Below are 18764 nucleotides of genomic sequence, written 5' to 3' on the forward strand. Positions count from 1 at the left end.
GTGCGGTGAAAGGAACGTCGACGCGACCGAGGCGGTTGCGGTGGCGGCGCTGGCTGGTCGCGTTGCCGCTGTTGTTCGTGCTGGCAACCGTGTTGCAGGTAGTGGTGCTGCGGTTCGTGGACCCGCCCTTCAGTGCGTTCATGGTGGCCAGGCAACTGGAGGCTTGGGGCGAGGGCGACTGGCGGTTCCGCGTCGCGTACGACTGGCGAGACCTGGAGGACATCTCCGCACATGTGCCCCTGGCCATGGTGGCGGCGGAGGATCAGCGGTTCGCTGAGCACTTCGGCTTCGACCTCAAAGCCATCGAAAAAGCGCACAAGAGCAATGCGCGTGGGCGCAGGGTGCGCGGTGGCAGCACCATCACCCAGCAGGCAGCCAAGAACCTGTTCCTGTGGCAGGGCAGCAGCCGGCCTTCCCGCTGGGTGCGCAAGGGCGTGGAGGCCTGGTACACCTTGTTGATCGAGGCCCTGTGGCCCAAGCACCGCATCCTGGAGGTGTACGTCAACATCGTCGAACTGGGCGATGGCGTGTATGGCGCCCAGGCAGCGGCGCGCACCTTCTTCAACAAGAACGCATCGCGGTTGGCGCCGGCAGAAGCAGCGCGCATGGCGGCGGTGTTGCCGAGTCCGCGCCGCTACAGCATTGCCCGGCCGGGACCCTACGTGCAGCGGCGGAGCCGGGCGATCCAGCGGCAGATGCGCTACATCGGTGGTGCCGCGTACCTGCGTGAATTGGATTGAAGCCGGGGTGGTCGTCGCGTCCCGACGCGGGTCGCGGTTTTCGCAATGGGCGTTTGCCGGGAGGCGCGGGTAACATCCCCGCATGACCCGGGATCATCTGACCATCGTCGTCGCGGCCTACAACGAGGCCGAGAGCCTGCCATTGCTGCACCCACGCCTGCTGGCGGTGATGGATGCGCTGGAGGCGGATGCCAACCTCGCCTGCCGCGTGCTGTACGTCGACGATGGCAGCCGTGACGGTACGTGGGCGGTGATGCAGCAGCTTGCAGCTGCCGACGGTCGGGTGGCGCTGCTGCGGCTGTCACGCAACTTCGGCAAGGAACTGGCGCTCACCGCAGGCCTGGACCGGGTGGAGCGGGGGGCGGCACTGATCCTGGACGCCGACGGGCAGGACCCGCCGGAGCTGATTCCCGAGTTCGTGGCCAAGTGGCGCGAGGGGTACGACGACGTGCATGGCACGCGCCTGGAGCGGGACGGCGAGGGCTGGCTCAAGCGCGCCACCGCGCACCTTTTCTATCGGGTAATCGGCCGGCTTTCGAGGACGCCGATCCCGGCCGACACGGGCGACTTCCGCCTGTTGTCGCCGCGCGCACTGGCCGCATTGCAGCAGTTGCGCGAGCGCAACCGTTTCATGAAAGGCCTGTTCGGGTGGGTGGGTTACAACCGTTTCGCGCTGCCGTACCACCGGGAGGCGCGCAATGCGGGGCAAAGCAAGTTCAATTTCTGGCGGCTGTGGAACCTGGCGCTGGAGGGGATCACGAGCTTCACCACCGCGCCGCTGCGGTTGGCGACCTACCTGGGTCTGCTCACTGCGCTGGTGGCCTTCTGTTATGGCCTCTGGGTGGTGGCGAAGGCGTTGCTATGGGGTGATCCGGTCACCGGTTGGCCCAGCATGATGGCGGTCATCCTGTTCCTGGGCGGGGTGCAACTGATCGCGCTGGGCGTGATCGGCGAGTACCTCGGGCGCCTTTACGACGAGTCCAAGCAGCGGCCGCTGTACCTGGTGGACAGCTGGCGACCGGAGACAGGAGTATCCTCGGAGCCAAGCCCCGTCGGAGGAGTCGGTCATGCGTACCGTTCGGCACCTGCTGGAAGCGAAATCGGCTGACATCTATTCCATTGCGCCCCACGCACCGGTCATTGACGCGGTGCGGCTGATGGCCGAGCGCAGCATCGGCGCGCTGCTGGTCATGGAGGGGGCGCGGCTGGTGGGGATCGTGTCCGAGCGCGACTACGCGCGAAAGGTCGTGTTGCAGGGGCGCGCGTCCGCCGACACGCCGGTATCGGCGATCATGACCTCGCAACTGGTCACTGTCCGTCCAGAGGACACGGTCGACTACTGCATGGCGATCGTGACGGACCGTCGCATCCGCCACTTGCCGGTGATGCGCGGACAGGACCTCGTGGGGCTGGTGTCAATCGGAGATCTGGTGAAGGCCGTGATCGAGGACCAGCAGGTCGAGCTGGACCAGCTGCAGCGGTACATCACGTCCTGACGCGTGTCCCCACGCATTTAGCCGTGCGGCAGCACCTGCGCCGTCACCGCGATGAAATGGCAGACGCTGCCGGCGATGACGAACAGGTGCCAGATCGCGTGCGAGAAGCGCACGTTGGGCCGGTGGTAGAACACCGTACCCAGGGTATAGGCGACGCCGCCGGCGATCAGCCAGCCGAACGTCCAGTCGTCCAGGGCCTGCAGCAGAGGCTTGATCGCCACGATCACGAGCCAGCCCATCGCGACGTAGAGCGCGGTCGAAAGCAGCTTGAACCGGCCGGTGAAGAACAGCTTGAACACCACGCCCCCGATCGCCAGGGCCCAGATCGTGCTGAACAGTGCCCATCCCCACGGGCCGCGCAAACCAATGAGGGTGAACGGGGTGTAGGTGCCGGCGATCAGCAGGTAGATGGCGCAGTGGTCGAAGACCTTCAGCCGCCCCTTCGCCACCGGGTGCTGGATGGCGTGATAAAGGGTGGAGGCGGTGTACAGCAGCAGGAGCGCCACGCCGAATACGATCGCGCTGGCCAGTTGCCAGCCGTCGCCGCGCATCGCGGCCAAGGTGATCAGGATGCCGCCGGCCGCCAGTGACGCCGCGGCGCCCACGCCGTGGGTCCAGGCGTTGGCCAGTTCCTCGCGCAGGTGGCGCTGGCGGGCCAGCAGTTCATCACTGGCCGACGCCTGTGGCGGCGAGGCTGAATGGATGTGGCTGGGCATCATGGGAGCAGCGTTCCGGAAAGCGCAGGAGCAGTGGCTCCAATCGCGACGCCTTGGGCGCCATCGTGGGGTTCCGCGCAGCATACCGCCGAAGGCGCCCGCCGCGTGGACCGGGCGCCCGTTTCCAACTCGATATCAGTCGATGCCAACCGCGTGCGCGTGCTCGCGCGTGGCCATGAACGTCACCGCGGGTGCACGTTCCTGCGCCAGTTGCAGGTTCACCCGTGTCGGCGCGAGGTACACCAGTTGCCCAGCGGCATCGAGCGCGAGGTTGAGGGCGTTCTTGTCGCGGAACTCCTCCAGCTTCTTGGCGTCGTCGCAGCGGATCCAGCGCGCGGTGGCCACCTGCACCTGCTCGAAGCTGGCATCCACGCCGTACTCGTCCTTCAGCCGGTAGGCGACCACGTCGAACTGCAGCACGCCCACGGCGCCGAGAATGAGGTCGTTGCTCATGATCGGCTTGAAGAACTGGGTTGCGCCTTCCTCGCTGAGCTGGGCCAGGCCCTTCTGCAGCTGCTTGAGCTTGAGCGGGTCGCGCAGGCGGGCGCGGCGGAACAGTTCGGGGGCGAAGTTGGGGATGCCGGTAAAGGCGATGTTCTCACCCTCGGTGAAGGTGTCGCCGATGGAGATGGTGCCGTGGTTGTGGATGCCGATCACGTCACCCGGGAACGCGCTCTCGGCGATCTCGCGGTCGCTGGCCATGAAGGTCAGGGCATTGGCCAGCTTCACTTCCTTGCCGCTGCGCGGGTGGAAGGCCTTCATGCCGGCGGTGAACTTGCCCGAGCAGATGCGTATGAACGCCACGCGGTCGCGATGCTGCGGGTCCATGTTGGCCTGGATCTTGAAGACGAAACCGGTGAGCTTGTCCTCGGTCGGCTGCACTTCGCGGGTGGTGGTGGCGCGCGGCTTGGGCGCCGGCGCGTGCTCGACGAAGAAGTCCAGCAGCAGTTGCACGCCGAAGTTGTTCACCGCCGAGCCGAAGAACACCGGGGTCTGTTCGCCGCGCAGGTAGGCGTCCATGTCGAAGGGGTGGCTGGCGCCTTCGACCAGTTCGAGCTGCTCGCGCAGCTCAGCCATGGCCGGCGCGCCGATCGCCGCCTCCACGCGCGGGTCGTCGATGGACGGGAAGATGGTGGAGTCCTGGCGGGTGAAGTTGCGGCCCTGTTCGTACAGGTGCACTTCGCCGGTGACCAGGTGCACCACGCCCTTCAGGCGCTGGCCCATGCCGATTGGCCAGGTGATGGGCGCGCACTGGATCTTCAGCACGCTCTCGACTTCATCCAGCAGCTCGATCGGGTCCTTGCCCTCGCGGTCGAGCTTGTTGATGAAGGTCATGATCGGCGTGTCGCGCAGGCGGCACACCTCCATCAGCTTGATGGTGCGCTCCTCGACGCCCTTGGCCACGTCGATGACCATCAGCGCGCTGTCAACCGCGGTGAGCACGCGGTAGGTGTCCTCGCCGAAGTCGGCGTGGCCGGGGGTGTCGAGCAGGTTGACGATGCGGCCCTCGTAGGGGAACTGCATGACCGACGAGGTCACCGAGATGCCGCGCTCCTTCTCCAGCGCCATCCAGTCCGAGGTGGCGTGGCGCGCGGCCTTGCGGCCCTTGACCGAGCCGGCCATCTGGATCGCGCCGCCGAACAGCAGCAGCTTTTCGGTCAGGGTGGTCTTGCCGGCGTCGGGGTGCGAGATGATCGCGAAGGTGCGGCGACGCAGGGCTTCGAGGGAAACTTCGGACATGGCGGGCATGGGCGCGCCGCCGAATGGGGGGCGCAAGCAGAATGGGCTGAAAGCGCCAAAGTATAACCGGGCAGGCGGGATTGGCCCCGGGCGGATGTGGAGCTGGCCCGTCAAGGGTGCGAGCGCGGAACTGTGGGCGCCAGCCCAGTTCCGGCATCCAGCCGGTTCGGGCGTTCAAGTCGGATGCGGCTTCGCCGTTACCGTTATCGTACGCATCATGCCTGCAGAAGAGAGGGACCGAAGTGCGCATTGTGATTGTCGGTGAGGATGCGGGGCGAGCGCAGGAGTTCAATGAAGTCCTGGGTGACTTCGGCCTGGAGTGGCAGGTTGAGTGGCAACCGGCGGGCTCCCCGGTGGAACCCGCCGGCCAGCAGGTTGATGCCTTTGTGTGCGGTCTGAATCCAGGCGGTGTTGACGGGCTCCAGTTGCTCCATCAGGTTGCTGCCCAGCATCCCAAGGCGGTGCGGATCCTGTTGCTCGATGCGGTGCCGGGGGGAACGGGACTGCAGGTCGTGGAGGAAATGGACGTGGCGCATCGCGTGCTGGGTCGCCCGCTCGATCCCGGCGAGCTGGTCGCTGCAGTGGAAAGCGTGGACGAGCTTCGCGAACTGCTGGGCAACGAAGCGTTGATGCAAGCGGTGGGGCGGGTCAGTTCGTTGCCTCCACCGCCGAAGCTCTATCTGGAACTGACGCGCATGCTGCGCGATCCGGATGCCAGCAACAACGCGATCGCCCAGGTACTTTCGCAGGACCCGGCGGTCGCCGCGAAGGTGTTGCGGCTGTGCAATTCGGCATATTTCTCAGGCGGGCGCGAGATCAGCGACATGCGCTCGGCGGTTGTGCGCCTGGGACACCAGACGCTGTTGCGCCTGGTTCTGGCCAGCGAAGCGTTCGGCGTGCCGCAGTTCGGCAACAGTGCAACGCGAGAGGCGATGCAGGACCGGGCGTTGCGCACATCCAACGTGGCAAGGCGCCTGTTGCCTGGCCCCAGCGCGGAACTGGCCGCGACCGCAGGCCTGCTGGCCGAGGTGGGGCGCCTGCTTCCGGGGATCTCGTCGGCGGCAGGCGGCGAGGCCGGACCGCATTATGCCGAGGCAGGTGCATACCTGCTGGGCCTGTGGGGCCTGCCGATGCCGATCGTGGAGGCGGTGGCTTACCACCACCGACCGGCCAAGCTGCGTGCAACGGGCTTCTGGGTGGCGGGCGCGGTACATGTCGCCGCGGCGCTGGTGGCGGAGACTGAAGTCGACGAGCAATACCTGCGATCGGTGGGCATGCTCGAACGATTGCCGCAGTGGCGTGACCTGGTCGAGCCTCCGGCGCAGCAGGCGGTTGGGTGATGCGTTCGGTCGTCGCCGCGAGGCGCGTCACCGGTTGCCGGCAATGCGCAAAGGCCCTTGCGGCCCGGTCATCCTGAAAGGAATCGATTCCAGGCGCATCCCACGATTGACCTGGATGACGAAGTGCAGGTGCGGTCCAGTGGTGAAACCGGTGTTGCCCGACAGCCCGATCTGCTGGCCGGCGACCACGCGTTGGCCGACCCTTGCCTGCACGCCCTCGCTCTTGAGGTGGGCATACAGGCCCATGCTGCCGTCCTCGTGCAGTATGCGGACGAAGTTGGCTCGGCCGCCATATTTTTCCTGGTTCAGGCCTGCCCTCTCGAAATCCGACTCCACCTGCATGACCAGGCCCGCACGCGCGGCCAGCACCGGGGTGCCCACAGGCGCGGCGAAATCCACGGCGTAGCGGTTCTGCGGGTCGGAGTGGCTGAAGCTGCCGCCAAAGCCCTGGTCGATGCGGAACTGGCTCTGGCGCAGGGGCAGCAGGTAGTCCACGTTTCGCGGTCGCGCGGCGGGATCCCCCGGCACGCTCTCCATGGCCAGTTCGAAGTCGCCACCGCGGGACGGGTCGCTCACGCTGAGGGTGCTGACCAGTAACGTGCCGCGCGGCGGGATCACCTTGCGCATGGGCAGGTGGGGGCTGCCGGCGACGTTGTCGGCCCGGTTGAAGTCCAGTGCCACTTCGATCGGGCCGCTCAGGGTGTTGTCTGCCCATGCCAGGTAGCGCTCGCCCGCACGCTCCACGCGCAGGCGCGCGATGGCCGACGGCTCGGCCCGCACCGGGATCACGCTGATCCGCGATGACTGCGTTGCCGCGGCGTTCTGCGGCACATGGTCGCCGTAATGGGTGACGCCATTGCGGTCGGTCCACTTGTAGACCTTGGCGGCGTGCACCGGGCAGGTGCCGCTGGCGAGTGCCAGGCCCGATGCAAAGAGCAGCAGGCTGCGCAGGCCGCCCATGGTCAGCGTGTGCAGCCTGCAGGCAGGTCGAACACCCGTGCGACCTCCTGCAGGTCAAACGCGGCGACGGCCTTGTCGTCGTGTACGGCGAACAATGCACCCGTAGGGAATGCGGCGGTGGTCGCGGCGTGGAGCGCGATGCCGTCGGTGTAGGCGGTCACTTCGCCGCGGAAGCTGCCCACGGGCCTGAGCGTGTTGCGGTCAAACACGTGGAACACCGCGCGCGGCGCCAACTGGTCGACGACGATCCAGTAGCCCGCGTCGCCCTGGCACTGCCACAGCGCGATGCCCTCGGCTTCGGCGCCAAAGCTTGACTCGGGCAACTGCCGGCCCGTGTAGCGGCCCTCCAGCGTGTACTCGCGCAGCGTGGAATGGTGGCGGCGATCCTCGTCGGCGATCAGCAGGCGGCCGTTGGCGGGATCGCCGGCGATGGATTCGACCATGCGCAGTGCCGTGTCCGGGTGTGTGTCGCCGAAGGAACCGGCATAGCGGGCCTGGACCGGCCGGTCCTCTGGCACGGTGACGCGGAAGCGACGGACGCGCTGGTCCAGCTCCTCGAAGGGCGGCACCACGTCATAGCGCTCGCCGTACATGAAACTGTCGGTGACGAAGACTTCCAGCTCACCCGGGGCGATTTCCTGCACCCACAGCCCATACGGGCTTCGCAGTTGGCCGGTGCCGAACGTGCCGGCGGGCGTGAAGCCCGGCAGGCGGAACGTCTGCACGCGACGGTTGTCGCGTTCCACCACGAACAGCAGGTCGCCATGCACGGCGACGCCATTGGGTCGACGGAACTCCCCGGTACCCTTTCCCAGGAAACCAAAGGTGCGCAGCAGCGCGCCACTGTCGGCGTCGAACACCAGCAGGCGGTGCGAGGTCTTGGCGGTGGCGATGAGCCAGGTGTGGCCATCCTCGGCCGGCCAGGTCGCCAGCGAATCGAGCTCCTCGCCACGGATTTCCGCGGAAACGAAGGATTCGGGAATCACTTTCGCCTCGGGCGTGGCTACGTGCCGCGCCGTGTCGCTGGTGGCGGACGAAGTGCGGACCGGCGTGGTTGAACAGGCAGTGAGTGTGGCCGCCAGCAGGGCGGTCAGGAATGTACGTCGATGCATGCGCCGGAGTGTAAGCGTGGACGGGCTGGTTCGGGGTGCCCCTCGCGCATCCTTATGAAAAATCGCTCTATGCGGATAAAGCGATTGACAAGCATCTGGCCGGGAACCAGAATGGCGCCATCCATCGAGACCGGCTGAGGGACAGGCCCTTAGAAGCCGGGGCAACCCAGCACTGTGCGAGCAGTGCGAAGGTGCCAATTCCTGCGGTGACCCTGCGTCGCCGGAAGATGGTTGCGTCCAGTCCCCGTGGATTCCCGCGGATGGCCGGCAGCACTGTCAGCTCGATGGCCCTGATTCCCTGGATGCCGCCATGAGCCTGACCACAGCCGCCACGACTGTCCCGATCGCCTGCAATACCGCCGCGATCACCTTTGTCCCTTCCCCCGTGGCCATCCCGGCCGTGCGCGGCGAGTTCGCGCTGCGGCTGGCGATGCGCCATGCCGGCACGCGCGACGTGACCGTGCGTTACGAGTTGCTGGGTGAGGCGGGCTTGCCAGTGGTGTTCGTTGCTGGCGGTATTTCCGCGCACCGGCATGTGGCCGCCAGCGCGGCATTTCCCGAAGCGGGCTGGTGGCAGGAACAGGTCGGTCCGGGCCGGGCCATCGATCCGGAACAGCATCGCGTGCTGTCCTTCGACTGGATCGGCGCGGCGGGCGACCTTGACACGGTCATCGACCCGGTCGACCAGGCCGATGCCATCGCAGCGCTGCTGGAGGCGCTGCAGATCGAGCGCGTGGAGACGTTCGTGGGCGCCTCCTACGGCGCGATGGTGGGGCTGCAGTTCGCAGAGCGCCATGGGGCGCGTCTGGGCCAACTGGTGGCGATCAGCGGCGTGCATCGGGCGCATCCGTTCTCCAGCGCTTGGCGCGCGCTGCAGCGGCAGGCCGTGGCGCTGGGAGCGTTGCAGTGCGACGAGGCCCATGGCGTGGCCCTGGCACGCCAGCTGGCGGTGCTGAGCTATCGAAGCCCGGAGGAGTTCGACGCGCGCTTTGGCGCGCCGCAGGTCGTCGACGGCCGCGTGCGCGTCGGCGCGGAGGCGTATCTGGCGCACTGCGGGCAGAAGTATGTGGAGCGCACTTCGGCCACCGCCTTCCTGCGCCTGTCGGAGTCCATCGACCTGCAGGCGGTCGATCCCCGGCGCATCGCCCTGCCGGTGACGGTGGTGGCCGTGGCGGAAGACCGCCTGGTGCCGTTGCAGGACGCCCATGCGCTGGTCGAGCAACTCCGTGGCGAAACCCGTCTTTGCGTGCTGCGTTCGGTGTACGGCCACGACGCATTCCTGAAGGAGGAGGGTGAGATCGCCCGGATCCTCCGCACCACGCTGGCCGAACAACTGGAGCAAGCAGCATGAGCAACCGCAACGTGTGTACCTCGGCCGTGCGCGCCGGCATCGACCGTGACGTGGCCTTTGGCGCGGTGACCCCGCCGATCGTGCTGTCGTCCAATTTCAGCTTCGCCGGCTTCAACGAGAAGCGCACCTACGACTACACCCGCAGCGGCAACCCCACCCGCGACCTGCTGGGCGAGGCATTGGCCGAGCTGGAAGGCGGTGCGGGCGGAGTGATCACCGCCACCGGCATGGCCGCGATCACCCTGGTACTGCACGCATGCCTGAAGCCGGGCGACAAGCTGGTGGTGCCGCACGACGCGTACGGTGGCAGCTGGCGCCTGTTCAACGCGCTGGCGCAGAAGGGCCTGTTCGAGCTGCTGACGGTGGACCTGACCAACGCGCGCGCGCTGATCGATGCATTGGCGCAGGGCCCGGCGGTGGTGTGGATCGAGACGCCGTCCAACCCGCTGCTACGCATCACCGACCTGCGCTTCGTGATCGAGTCCGCACACGCGGCCGGTGCGATTGCGGTGGTCGACAACACCTTCCTCTCGCCGGCGCTGCAGCGGCCGATCCAGTTCGGCGCGGACCTGGTGGTGCACTCGACCACCAAGTACATCAATGGCCACAGCGACGTGGTCGGCGGTGCCGTGGTCGCGCGCGAGGCCGAGCTGCACCAGCAGCTGACGTGGTGGGCCAACGCACTGGGCATTACCGGCTCGCCGTTCGACAGCTTCCTCACCCTGCGTGGCCTGCGCACGCTGGATGCGCGCCTGCGCGTGCACCAGGAGAACACCCAGGCGCTGGTCGCGCTGCTGGACGCCCACCCCGCGGTGCGCACCGTGCACTACCCGGGGCTGGCGTCGCATCCGGGCCATGCGTTGGCAGCGCGCCAGCAGCACGGCTTCGGCGCCATGCTCAGCGTGGAGATCGAAGGTGGGGAGGCCGCGGTGCGCGCGTTCATCGATGGCCTGCAGTGCTTCACCCTGGCCGAATCGCTGGGCGGCGTGGAGAGCCTTATCGCGCACCCGGCGACCATGACCCATGCGGCGATGACCGCGGAAGCGCGTGCGGCTGCGGGTATTGGCGATGGCCTGCTGCGCCTGTCGGTGGGCATCGAGCATGCCGATGACCTGGTGGCCGACATTGCGGCTGCGCTCGACCGCGCGCTGGCCGTGGCCGACATCGACAAACGCGCCGCGCGATGAGCGCCGTCGTCGCTGAGTTGGCAGCTGTTTCGCCGCAGGCGGCCCGTGCGCCGGCCCGTGTCGCGTTGCTCGGCACCGGCACGGTCGGGCGTGCGGTGCTGGAGCGTCTGGCCTCGTGGTCCGGCACGCCGCTGGGTGCCCGCTTGTCGCTGGTGTACGCAGCCAATTCACGCCATGCGCTGGGCGGTCGGTTCGGGCTGTTGCCGGAAGGCGTGGCCGACCTGTTGCAGCACGAGGGCCAGCCCGGTCGTTTGTCGGCCGTGGAGGCAGTGCTGCAGGGCGGCTACGGCCCGCGGCTCGTGGTCGACGCCACCGCCAGCGAAGACGTGGCGGCGCACCATGCACGTTGGCTCTCGCAAGGCATCCACGTGGTCACTGCGTGCAAGCTGGGGCAGGGCACGTCATTGGCGCGTTGGCAGGCCATTCGTGCCGCCTGTGCCGAAGGCGGCACGTGTTACGGCGACAGTGCCACCGTGGGAGCGGGTTTGCCCTTGATCCGCTCGATCCGTGAGCTGCGCGCGGGTGGTGACCGCATCCATGCCATCGCCGGCGTGCTGTCCGGTTCGCTCGCGTGGCTGTTCAACCACTACGACGGCTTGCGTGCGTTTTCCGGTTTCGTCCGCGAGGCGCGCGAAGCGGGCTACACCGAGCCCGATCCCCGCGATGATCTGTCCGGCGAGGACGTGCGCCGCAAGATCGTGATCCTCGCCCGCGCCGCTGGCGTGGAACTGGAATCGCATGACGTGGACGTGAGCTCGCTGGTGCCCGCCGCGCTGGCGCAGCTACCCAAGGCGGACGTGGACGCCGCGCTGCCACAGCTCGATCAGCCACTACGCGACCACTTTGCCGTGGCATACCGGAATGGCGAGAAATTACGTTTCATCGCCCGCCTGGAGAATGGCAAGGTGCGCGTAGGCCTGGAATCCCTGCCTGGCGACCACCCGCTGGCGGGTGGTGCCGGCACCGACAACCGCGTGGCGATCTGGTCGGACCGCTACAGCCGCCAGCCGCTGGTGATCCAGGGGCCGGGCGCGGGCGCCGAAGTGACTGCCGCAGGTTTGCTGGACGACGTGCTACGCATTCTGGGTTGATGCCCTGGACTGGGTCCGAGCCTCTGAGTGACGCACCATCCCCAGACGATCCCCTGCCCACGCCGCAAAACAGAAAGGCACTCGTCGCATGCGCCGAGTGCCTTCGCATTTTTCCCGGCCTTGCTTCTCCCTCCGAAACCCGGGCAATGAAGAGCCGAGGCCCGTGCCCTGCGGGGGTATTGCGGAAAAGCCGGCCATGGATGGCCGGCGGCGCGACTCGCGGCAGGATGCCGCGACGGAGCGCTGGAGCAATGCCCCCGCAGGACACGGGCCCCACAACGAAGCATTGCCCAACAACCTCAGCACTCGATAACGTTCACCGCCAACCCGCCACGCGACGTTTCCTTGTACTTGTCCTGCATATCGCGCCCCGTGTCGCGCATGGTCTTGATGACCTTGTCCAGCGACACCTTGTGCTTGCCATCGCCGCGCATCGCCATGCGGCTGGCGTTGATCGCCTTCACCGAGCCCATGGCATTGCGTTCGATGCACGGAATCTGCACCAGACCGCCGATCGGGTCGCAGGTCAGGCCGAGGTTGTGTTCCATGCCGATTTCGGCCGCGTTCTCGATCTGGCTGCAGGTGCCACCAATCGCCGCGGTCAGGCCCGCGGCGGCCATCGAGCATGCGACGCCCACTTCGCCCTGGCAGCCGACTTCGGCGCCGGAAATGGAGGCGTTTTCCTTGTAGAGGATGCCCACGGCCGCGGCCGTCAGCAGGAACGTGCGTACGCCCTGGATGTTGGCGCCGGGACAGAAGCGGTCGTAGTAGTGCAGCACCGATGGGATGATGCCCGCCGCACCGTTGGTGGGCGCGGTCACCACTCGGCCGCCGGCGGCGTTTTCCTCGTTCACCGCCAGCGCGTAGAGGTTGACCCAGTCCAGCGTGGTCAACGGGTCGCGCATCGCCGCTTCCGGGCGTGAGGACAACTCGGCGTGCAGGCCCGGCGCACGGCGAACCACGTGGAGGCCGCCGGGCAGGGTGCCGCCCTCGCGGATGCCGCGTGCCACGCACGCGGACATCGCCGCCCAGAGTTCGTCCAGCCCGGCATTGATCTCGTCCGGGGTGCGCCAGGCCTGCTCGTTGGCGAACATCAGCTCGGCGATGCTCAGCCCGCTCTCGGCGCAACGTGCCAGCAGTTCGTCTCCCGAGTGGAACGGGTAGGGCAGTTCGGTTTCGTCGGCGACGATGCGGTCTTCGGCGGCCTCGTCCTGGTTGACCACGAAACCACCGCCCACCGAGTAATAGTCGCGCGTGGCGATCACTTCGCCGGCGGCGTCGTAGGCGGTGAAGCGCATGCCATTGGTGTGGAATGGCAACTTCTGCCGCTTGTTCATGATCATGTCGTGCTTCTCGTCGAAGCCGATCTCATGCTCGCCGTGCAGGCGGATGCGCTTGCTTGCGCGGATGCGTTCCAGCGCAGGGGGAATGATGTCAGGGTCGATCAGGTTCGGCATGTGGCCTTCCAGCCCCATCAGCACCGCCTTGTCGGTACCGTGGCCGCGACCGGTCAGGGCCAGCGAACCAAATACCTCGGCTCGTATGCGGGTGGTACGCGGGAGATCGCCATTCTCGACCAGCCAGCGCTCGACGAAGCGCGCCGCGGCGCGCATCGGCCCCACCGTATGCGAGGAACTGGGGCCAATGCCGATCTTGAACAGGTCGAAACTGCTGACTGCCACGGGAATCTCCAAACCAACGGTGCATGGGGGGCGGCCTCCGGCCGCAGGCAACCCATTATGCTACGCGGGCCGGGGCTGCCTCGAGGGCTGCGGCGTCCTGTTTGGCCCATACGGACTCGCATCGAAATGAACACGCCCGCCTTGCATGGATTGACCTTGTTCCAGCGTGACGACTGCCACCTCTGCGATCTGGCGCTGGCGGAGCTGGCGCAGGCGCGCGTGCCCGAGTTCGACAGCGTGTTCATCGATGGCGACGACTTGCTGGAGGCACGCTACGGCGACCGCGTTCCGGTGCTGCGGGATGCGCGTGGCACCGAACTGGACTGGCCCTTCGACCAGGACGGGCTGCGGCGATTCCTGGGCTAGCGACGGCGTCGCGGCAGCATGCGCCGCAGGGTGTCGTCGCGCTGGACGACGTGGTGGACGAGCGCCGCACCGGCATGGGCCAGCACCAGCAGCAGCAACAACCAGAAGCCGGCCTCGTGCAGTTGCCCCGCCAAGGCCCGCTGGACTTTATCCTCCGGCACGAGTGGGGGCAGGTTGAAGGCCTCGAACCATTGCAGCGGGTAGCCGGCCGCCGAGTTGAACCACCAGCCCGTCAGCGGCATGGCGAACATCAGCAGGTACAGTGCGGTGTGCGTGACCGAAGCGGTCCTGTGTTGCCAGGCGGGCACGCCCGGCACGGGGCGCGGCGCGCCCGCATACAGGCGCCATGCCAGGCGCACGGTGGCCAGCGCGAGCACGGTCAAACCCAGCGACTTGTGCAGGGCGTAGACCGAGATCTTCCGCGGTGAATTGGGCAGGTCGACCATGGTCAGGCCGATGATGGCGATCGCCACGATCAACAACGCGATCACCCAGTGCAGCATCTGGCTGACCCATCCCCAGCGTTCGGGCGTGTTCCCCAGGCTCATGGGCGCGGCTCCGGGGGGCCGATGGGGCTGGGGGTGCCACCGGTCGCCTTCGGCGGAGCTGCGGCATCGGGCGCGGAGGCAGGTTCGTCATTGCGCGCGCGCACGGCCTCGGCTTCGATGCGCAGTTCGATGCTGTCGCCGATGAGGCTGGGCCATGCCGCCATCCCCAGCGCGCTGCGACTGAGCGTGCCGGTGGCCGAGAAACCTGCGGTCCGTCGGAACGGTGGCAGCGGATGCCGCTTGACCGCGTTCACGGTGACGTCCAGGCAGAGCGGCGTCGTGGTTCCCCGCACGGTCAGGTCGCCGCACGCGCGCGCATGCCGCGCATCCACCGGCGTGACGCCGGTCGATACGAAGCGCGCTTCGGGATGGCGGCTGGCATCGAGGAGGTTGGCCGCCTGGACGGCCGAGTTCCACTTCGCGTCGCCAAAGTCCAGGCGGGTGAGCGGCAGCGAGATGTCCCAACGCGTGGCGGCAAGATCCTCCGGATCGAACCAGACGCTGCCCGTGCTGCCTGACGCGATGCCCAGTGCCCGCGAGAACCCCGCGTGCTCGACCGCCACCATCACCCGGGTGTGCACCGGGTCAAGGGAGTACGCCTCCGGTTCCGCGGCGCGCGCACTGCTGGCAGCCATCAGGGTTCCCGCCACGGCGGCGACAAAACAGGGTCTGGTCAGCGGCATGGGCAGTCCAGTGGTCGCGGTGGAAGGCTGATTGTAGGCGCGTGCGCCGGAGTCGGGGGCACCCCGGGGTGACCGCCGCCGGGCGGGTGCGGACTTGCATGCCGTGCGTGGATCGCCCAGCCTTGCGACGGGGAATCGCGGTGGCATGCCGCCGGGGTGGCGACGAGACCGTGGCGCGAACGGAGGTGGGGCAATGCAGGGACGTGGCAAAGGGCTGTGGGCGGCACTGTGGCTGCTGTTGGCGATGGCCACGCCTGCGGCGGTCGCCGGACTCCCCGAGACGCCTCGACTGCGCCAGCTGACCGTGGCCGACGGATTGCCGTCCAACCGGATCAACGACATTGCCGAGGATCACCACGGCTACCTGTGGATCGCGACCAGTGACGGCCTGGCGCGGTTTGACGGACTGGATTACCAGGTCTGGCGCATCGAACAGGGCCTGCGCGACAACTTCGTCTGGAGCATCCACGTGGATGCCCGGAACCGCGTGTGGGTGGCCACGCGCATGGCGGGGCTGGCCCTGCTGGACGAGGCACGGCAGGAGTTCCGCTACTTCGACACGGGCAACACCCCGGGGATGGCCAGCAACGACATCTGGACGGTCACGTCCACCGCCAACGGAGACGTGTGGTTCGGCACCGCCGACCACGGGCTGTACCGGCTGGACGGAGCGGGACGCGCCGTGCGATTCATGCCGGTTGCAGGCGATCCGCGCAGCGTGCCGCACCAGAGCGTATCGAAAGTGCTGGTGGCGCCGGATGGGACGCTGTGGGTCGGGACGAAGGCCGGCGTCGCGCGTTGGACCGGGCGGGGCTTCGTGCGGCTCGCGGAGGCATCGCTCGGTTCTTCGCGGGTGAATGCGATGACCGTGGAGCCAGACGGCACGCTCTGGGTCGGCACCAGCCAGGGGGTGGCGGTGAGGCACCCCGACGGCCGGGTGGACAGCCGCCCTTACGGCCGCGACCAGGTGCTGCACGTACTGCATCGCGATCGCGACGGGAGCCGTTGGCTCGACATTCCGCAAGGATTGGGCCGCGACAATGATGGTGCGTTGTCCGTGGTGCCGCTCTACAGCCTTTCCAGCCGAGGCAGCGTGCGTCCGCCATGGGTGAAGACCTACGAGGACCATGAGGGGGGGCTGTGGTTTGCCAGCAGCAGCAACGGTATGTGGTACCTGTCGCCCAACTGGCGCCAATTCTCGGTGCTGCCGCGCCGCCTGGAGGATCCCGCCTCGCTGGCCAACGCGAGCGTGCTGGGTGTCGCGCCTTCGCGTGATGGACACATGTGGCTGGTGGGCACGGGTGGCGTGCTGGACTGGTTCGATCCTGAAACCGGGCGGGTCGAGCATGTGCTCACGGACGTGGGCAAGGGCCTGATCCTGGGATCAGTGCTCGAGGCTGGGGATGGGCGGGTCTGGGTCAGCTACTTCGCGGGGCTTGTCCGATACGATCCGGAAACGCGAACGCTGCAACGCTGGGATGGTGCTTCGTCCCCGGCGGTGGCGCCACTGGCCTCCGAACCCATCGCCATGGTGGAAGATGGCGAAGGCACCCTCTGGATCGCGACCGAGGCCGCTGGCGTGCAGGCGCGTGATGCGCAAGGACGCGTGGTGCACACCCTGCTTCCCGGCGACGGCCAGGGGCTGCCTGCCGACGTCCAGCTTGTTTCGCTGGCATTGGACCCGGATCGGCGTCCGTGGCTGCTGGGCAGGCACGGTGTGCTTGCGTGGAATGCCGGGGGCAAGCGGCTTGAGCGCGTCGCAGGCATGCCCGCCGACACGCGCCACGTGGCGTGGGCGGCCGATGGGCAGCTCTGGGTTGCCCGGAACGATGCCGTCGAACGCTATCGAAAAACCGCGGGGGGTTACGAACGTACGTGGCGCCTGGATGCGCGCGGTGGATTGCCGCAGGTGGTGACCAACGGCATCACCCTGGATGCCGCCGGCATCGTCTGGTTGACCAGCATGCGCGGCATCATCCGTGTCGATCCCCAGGCGCGCAGCGCACGTGTCTTTGGCGTTGCCGATGGCCTGCCCAGCCAGGAGTTCAGCAGCCCCCCGGTCCCGCGTCCGGGTGACGGGCGCATCATGGCGGGTACGCCCGAGGGCCTGGTGCTGTTCGATCCGGCCGTGGTGCGGCCGTCCACGTTGCCGCCGCGCCTGGTGCTGGAAGGCATCGACGTGCGCAACGACGCCGGGCTGCACCGGTTGCCCAGCCAAGGCGGCTTCGGGCTGGCCCACGATGATCGCGACCTGCGCGTCGCCGCGCGCCTGCTCTCGTTCAACAATGCACAGACCCATGTCTACCGTTTCCGGCTCCGTGGTTACGACCGCGATTGGGTCGAAGTGGACATGCGCGGTGAACGCGTGTTCAGCTCGCTGGAACCGGGCGAGTACGAACTGGAAATGCAGGCGCGCAATGCGGACAACCTGTGGTCGCCGGTGCAGCGGATCGCCTTTGGCGTGGCTCCGCCCTGGTGGAGGACTCCCGCTGCCCTGGCGGGTGGGCTGGGCCTGGCGGGGTTGCTGCTGTGGTGGATTGCCGCCGCCTACCGCGGTCGCGTGCGTCGGCGCCATGAATGGCAACTGGCCCGGCAGGAGCGCGAACTTGCGCAACAGGCATCGCTGGCCAAGACCCGCTTCCTTGCCACGCTGGGGCACGAGGTCCGCACGCCGATGACCGGCGTGCTTGGCATGAGCGAATTGCTGTTGGGCACCGCACTTGACCCGCAGCAGCGTGGTTACGCCGACGCCATCCGGCGTGCGGGCGAGCGCCTGCTGCGACTGGTCAACGATGCGCTGGACCTGGCGCGGATCGAGTCCGGCAAACTGGCGCTGGACCCGCAGCCATTCGATCCACGCGCACTGGTGGACGAGACCGTGGCCCTGATGGCGCCACTGGCGAGGCAGAAGGGGTTGGCTTTCAACCTCCGCGTGGCCGCGGATCTGCCCGCCGCACTGCTGGGCGATGCCAATCGCATCGCCCAGATTCTCACCAATCTGTTGGCCAACGCGATCAAGTTCACCGAGCGCGGCAGCGTGACGCTGGGCGTGGGGATGCTGTCCCCGTCTGGCCTGGTGCTGGAGGTTTGGGACACCGGGCCGGGCCTGAGTGAAGAGCAGGCCGCACGGTTGTTCCGGCGGTTCGAGCAGGCCGATGGCGCACGCACGGCGGCACGTTACGGCGGCAGTGGCCTGGGTCTGGCCATCTGCCAGGAACTGGCGGCCGAGATGGGTGGGCGGATCAGTGTCTCCGGTGCGCTGGGAGAGGGGGCGCGCTTCACGGTGGAACTGCCATTGCAGACTGTCGTCCTGACGGCTGCGGCAAGCCTGGATCCACTCCCGGGGGCTGCCGCCTTGCCCGCTGCTTCAGGGGCGCTGCACATCCTGCTGGTGGAGGACGACGCCACCGTGGCGGAGGTGATGACGGGCCTGCTGCAGGCGCAAGGCCACCGCGTGTTGCACGCACCGCACGCATTGGCCGCGCTCACCGCCACGCTGGCGCATGCCTTCGATGTCGCGCTGCTGGACCTGGATCTGCCCGGCATGGACGGGCTGAGCCTGGCGCACCAGTTGCGCGAGCAGGGGTTCGGTTTGCCATTGGTCGCCGTAACGGCGCGCTCCGATGAGGCCGCGGTTGCACAGGCGATGGAAGCGGGCTTCAGTCGTTTCCTGCGCAAGCCGGTAACCGGCGCGATGCTTGCCACGGTACTGGCGGAGGTGGCGCCCCGGTCGGCCGTTGTCGCCTGAGCGC

Annotated in this window: 17 protein-coding genes and 1 riboswitch; of the genes, 9 read left to right on the forward strand and 8 right to left on the reverse strand. The window is 67.8% G+C overall.

Translation table 11 applies throughout. The annotated features are described in order from the left end of the window. Window positions 1–5 precede the first annotated feature (5 nt). From mtgA to IP93_RS10115, 3 genes are all read left to right on the forward strand, one after another. Window positions 6–740, forward strand: coding sequence for a monofunctional biosynthetic peptidoglycan transglycosylase (mtgA, locus tag IP93_RS10105; RefSeq protein ID WP_242006834.1), 735 nt, complete (start codon window positions 6–8; stop codon window positions 738–740). An 82-nt stretch (window positions 741–822) separates the two neighbouring features. Next, window positions 823–1848 (forward strand): glycosyltransferase family 2 protein, encoded by a 1026-nt coding sequence (locus IP93_RS10110; RefSeq protein WP_144815255.1) that lies wholly within the window; start codon window positions 823–825, stop codon window positions 1846–1848. Next, window positions 1808–2236, forward strand: a complete 429-nt coding sequence (locus tag IP93_RS10115; RefSeq protein ID WP_144815257.1) for a CBS domain-containing protein — start codon at window positions 1808–1810, stop codon at window positions 2234–2236. The genes IP93_RS10110 and IP93_RS10115 overlap by 41 nt, the downstream gene beginning before the upstream one ends. Window positions 2237–2253: 17 nt before the next feature. On the opposite strand, the gene trhA is transcribed toward IP93_RS10115, so the two are convergent. The 3 genes from trhA to IP93_RS15925 all read right to left on the reverse strand — a co-directional run bounded on the left by trhA (window position 2254) and on the right by IP93_RS15925 (window position 5144). After that, window positions 2254–2955, reverse strand: coding sequence for a PAQR family membrane homeostasis protein TrhA (gene trhA, locus IP93_RS10120; protein ID WP_242006835.1), 702 nt, complete (start codon window positions 2953–2955; stop codon window positions 2254–2256). 132 nt (window positions 2956–3087) lie between these two features. Further along, window positions 3088–4692, reverse strand: coding sequence for a peptide chain release factor 3 (locus tag IP93_RS10125; RefSeq protein ID WP_144815259.1), 1605 nt, complete (start codon window positions 4690–4692; stop codon window positions 3088–3090). Between the two features lie 215 nt (window positions 4693–4907). Continuing rightward, window positions 4908–5144, reverse strand: a complete 237-nt coding sequence (locus IP93_RS15925; RefSeq protein ID WP_242006836.1) for a hypothetical protein — start codon at window positions 5142–5144, stop codon at window positions 4908–4910. Window positions 5145–5153: 9 nt separating this feature from the next. Here IP93_RS15925 and IP93_RS10130 point away from each other — a divergent pair, with 9 nt between their 5' ends. After that, window positions 5154–6032 (forward strand): HDOD domain-containing protein, encoded by an 879-nt coding sequence (locus tag IP93_RS10130; RefSeq protein WP_242006837.1) that lies wholly within the window; start codon window positions 5154–5156, stop codon window positions 6030–6032. 27 nt (window positions 6033–6059) lie between these two features. On the opposite strand, the gene IP93_RS10135 is transcribed toward IP93_RS10130, so the two are convergent. Continuing rightward, window positions 6060–6992 carry a peptidoglycan DD-metalloendopeptidase family protein gene (locus tag IP93_RS10135; RefSeq protein ID WP_144815264.1) on the reverse strand — a complete coding sequence of 311 codons (933 nt, stop codon included), beginning with the start codon at window positions 6990–6992 and terminating at the stop codon, window positions 6060–6062. A 2-nt stretch (window positions 6993–6994) separates the two neighbouring features. Further along, on the reverse strand, window positions 6995–8104 hold the full coding sequence (locus IP93_RS10140) for an NHL repeat-containing protein (RefSeq protein ID WP_144815265.1): 1110 nt from the start codon (window positions 8102–8104) through the stop codon (window positions 6995–6997). A gap of 118 nt (window positions 8105–8222) precedes the next feature. Then, a riboswitch (SAM riboswitch) is annotated at window positions 8223–8338 on the forward strand. Between the two features lie 76 nt (window positions 8339–8414). Here IP93_RS10140 and metX point away from each other — a divergent pair. Genes metX through IP93_RS10155 form a run of 3 tightly spaced genes read left to right on the forward strand, consistent with a single transcriptional unit; the run spans window position 8415 to window position 11733 of the window. After that, window positions 8415–9455 (forward strand): homoserine O-succinyltransferase MetX, encoded by a 1041-nt coding sequence (gene metX, locus IP93_RS10145; protein ID WP_144815268.1) that lies wholly within the window; start codon window positions 8415–8417, stop codon window positions 9453–9455. Then, window positions 9452–10642, forward strand: a complete 1191-nt coding sequence (locus IP93_RS10150) for an O-succinylhomoserine (thiol)-lyase (protein WP_144815270.1) — start codon at window positions 9452–9454, stop codon at window positions 10640–10642. The genes metX and IP93_RS10150 overlap by 4 nt, the downstream gene beginning before the upstream one ends. Beyond that, window positions 10639–11733, forward strand: coding sequence for a homoserine dehydrogenase family protein (locus tag IP93_RS10155; RefSeq protein ID WP_144815272.1), 1095 nt, complete (start codon window positions 10639–10641; stop codon window positions 11731–11733). The genes IP93_RS10150 and IP93_RS10155 overlap by 4 nt, the downstream gene beginning before the upstream one ends. 299 nt (window positions 11734–12032) lie before the next feature. Here the strand turns inward: IP93_RS10155 and IP93_RS10160 are convergent, their stop codons facing one another. Further along, the gene (locus tag IP93_RS10160; protein ID WP_144815274.1) at window positions 12033–13415 is read right to left on the reverse strand and encodes an L-serine ammonia-lyase; all 1383 of its coding nucleotides are present in this window, start codon (window positions 13413–13415) and stop codon (window positions 12033–12035) included. Window positions 13416–13541: 126 nt separating this feature from the next. Here IP93_RS10160 and IP93_RS10165 point away from each other — a divergent pair, with 126 nt between their 5' ends. Next, on the forward strand, window positions 13542–13781 hold the full coding sequence (locus IP93_RS10165) for a glutaredoxin family protein (RefSeq protein WP_144815277.1): 240 nt from the start codon (window positions 13542–13544) through the stop codon (window positions 13779–13781). Here IP93_RS10165 and IP93_RS10170 read toward each other — a convergent pair. Both IP93_RS10170 and IP93_RS10175 read right to left on the reverse strand, forming a co-directional pair. Continuing rightward, window positions 13778–14329: a cytochrome b gene (locus IP93_RS10170; protein WP_144815280.1), complete on the reverse strand. Its 552-nt coding sequence runs from the start codon at window positions 14327–14329 to the stop codon at window positions 13778–13780. The genes IP93_RS10165 and IP93_RS10170 overlap by 4 nt on opposite strands. Further along, complete coding sequence (locus IP93_RS10175) at window positions 14326–15012, reverse strand: YceI family protein (RefSeq protein WP_144815282.1); 687 nt, start codon at window positions 15010–15012, stop codon at window positions 14326–14328. Before IP93_RS10175 ends, IP93_RS10170 begins: the two co-directional genes overlap by 4 nt. A 193-nt stretch (window positions 15013–15205) precedes the next feature. Here IP93_RS10175 and IP93_RS10180 point away from each other — a divergent pair, with 193 nt between their 5' ends. Then, window positions 15206–18760: a hybrid sensor histidine kinase/response regulator gene (locus IP93_RS10180; protein WP_144815284.1), complete on the forward strand. Its 3555-nt coding sequence runs from the start codon at window positions 15206–15208 to the stop codon at window positions 18758–18760. Window positions 18761–18764: the final 4 nt, after the last annotated feature.

Source organism: Aerolutibacter ruishenii, assembly GCF_007830115.1.
Taxonomy (GTDB): Bacteria; Pseudomonadota; Gammaproteobacteria; order Xanthomonadales; family Xanthomonadaceae; genus Aerolutibacter; species Aerolutibacter ruishenii.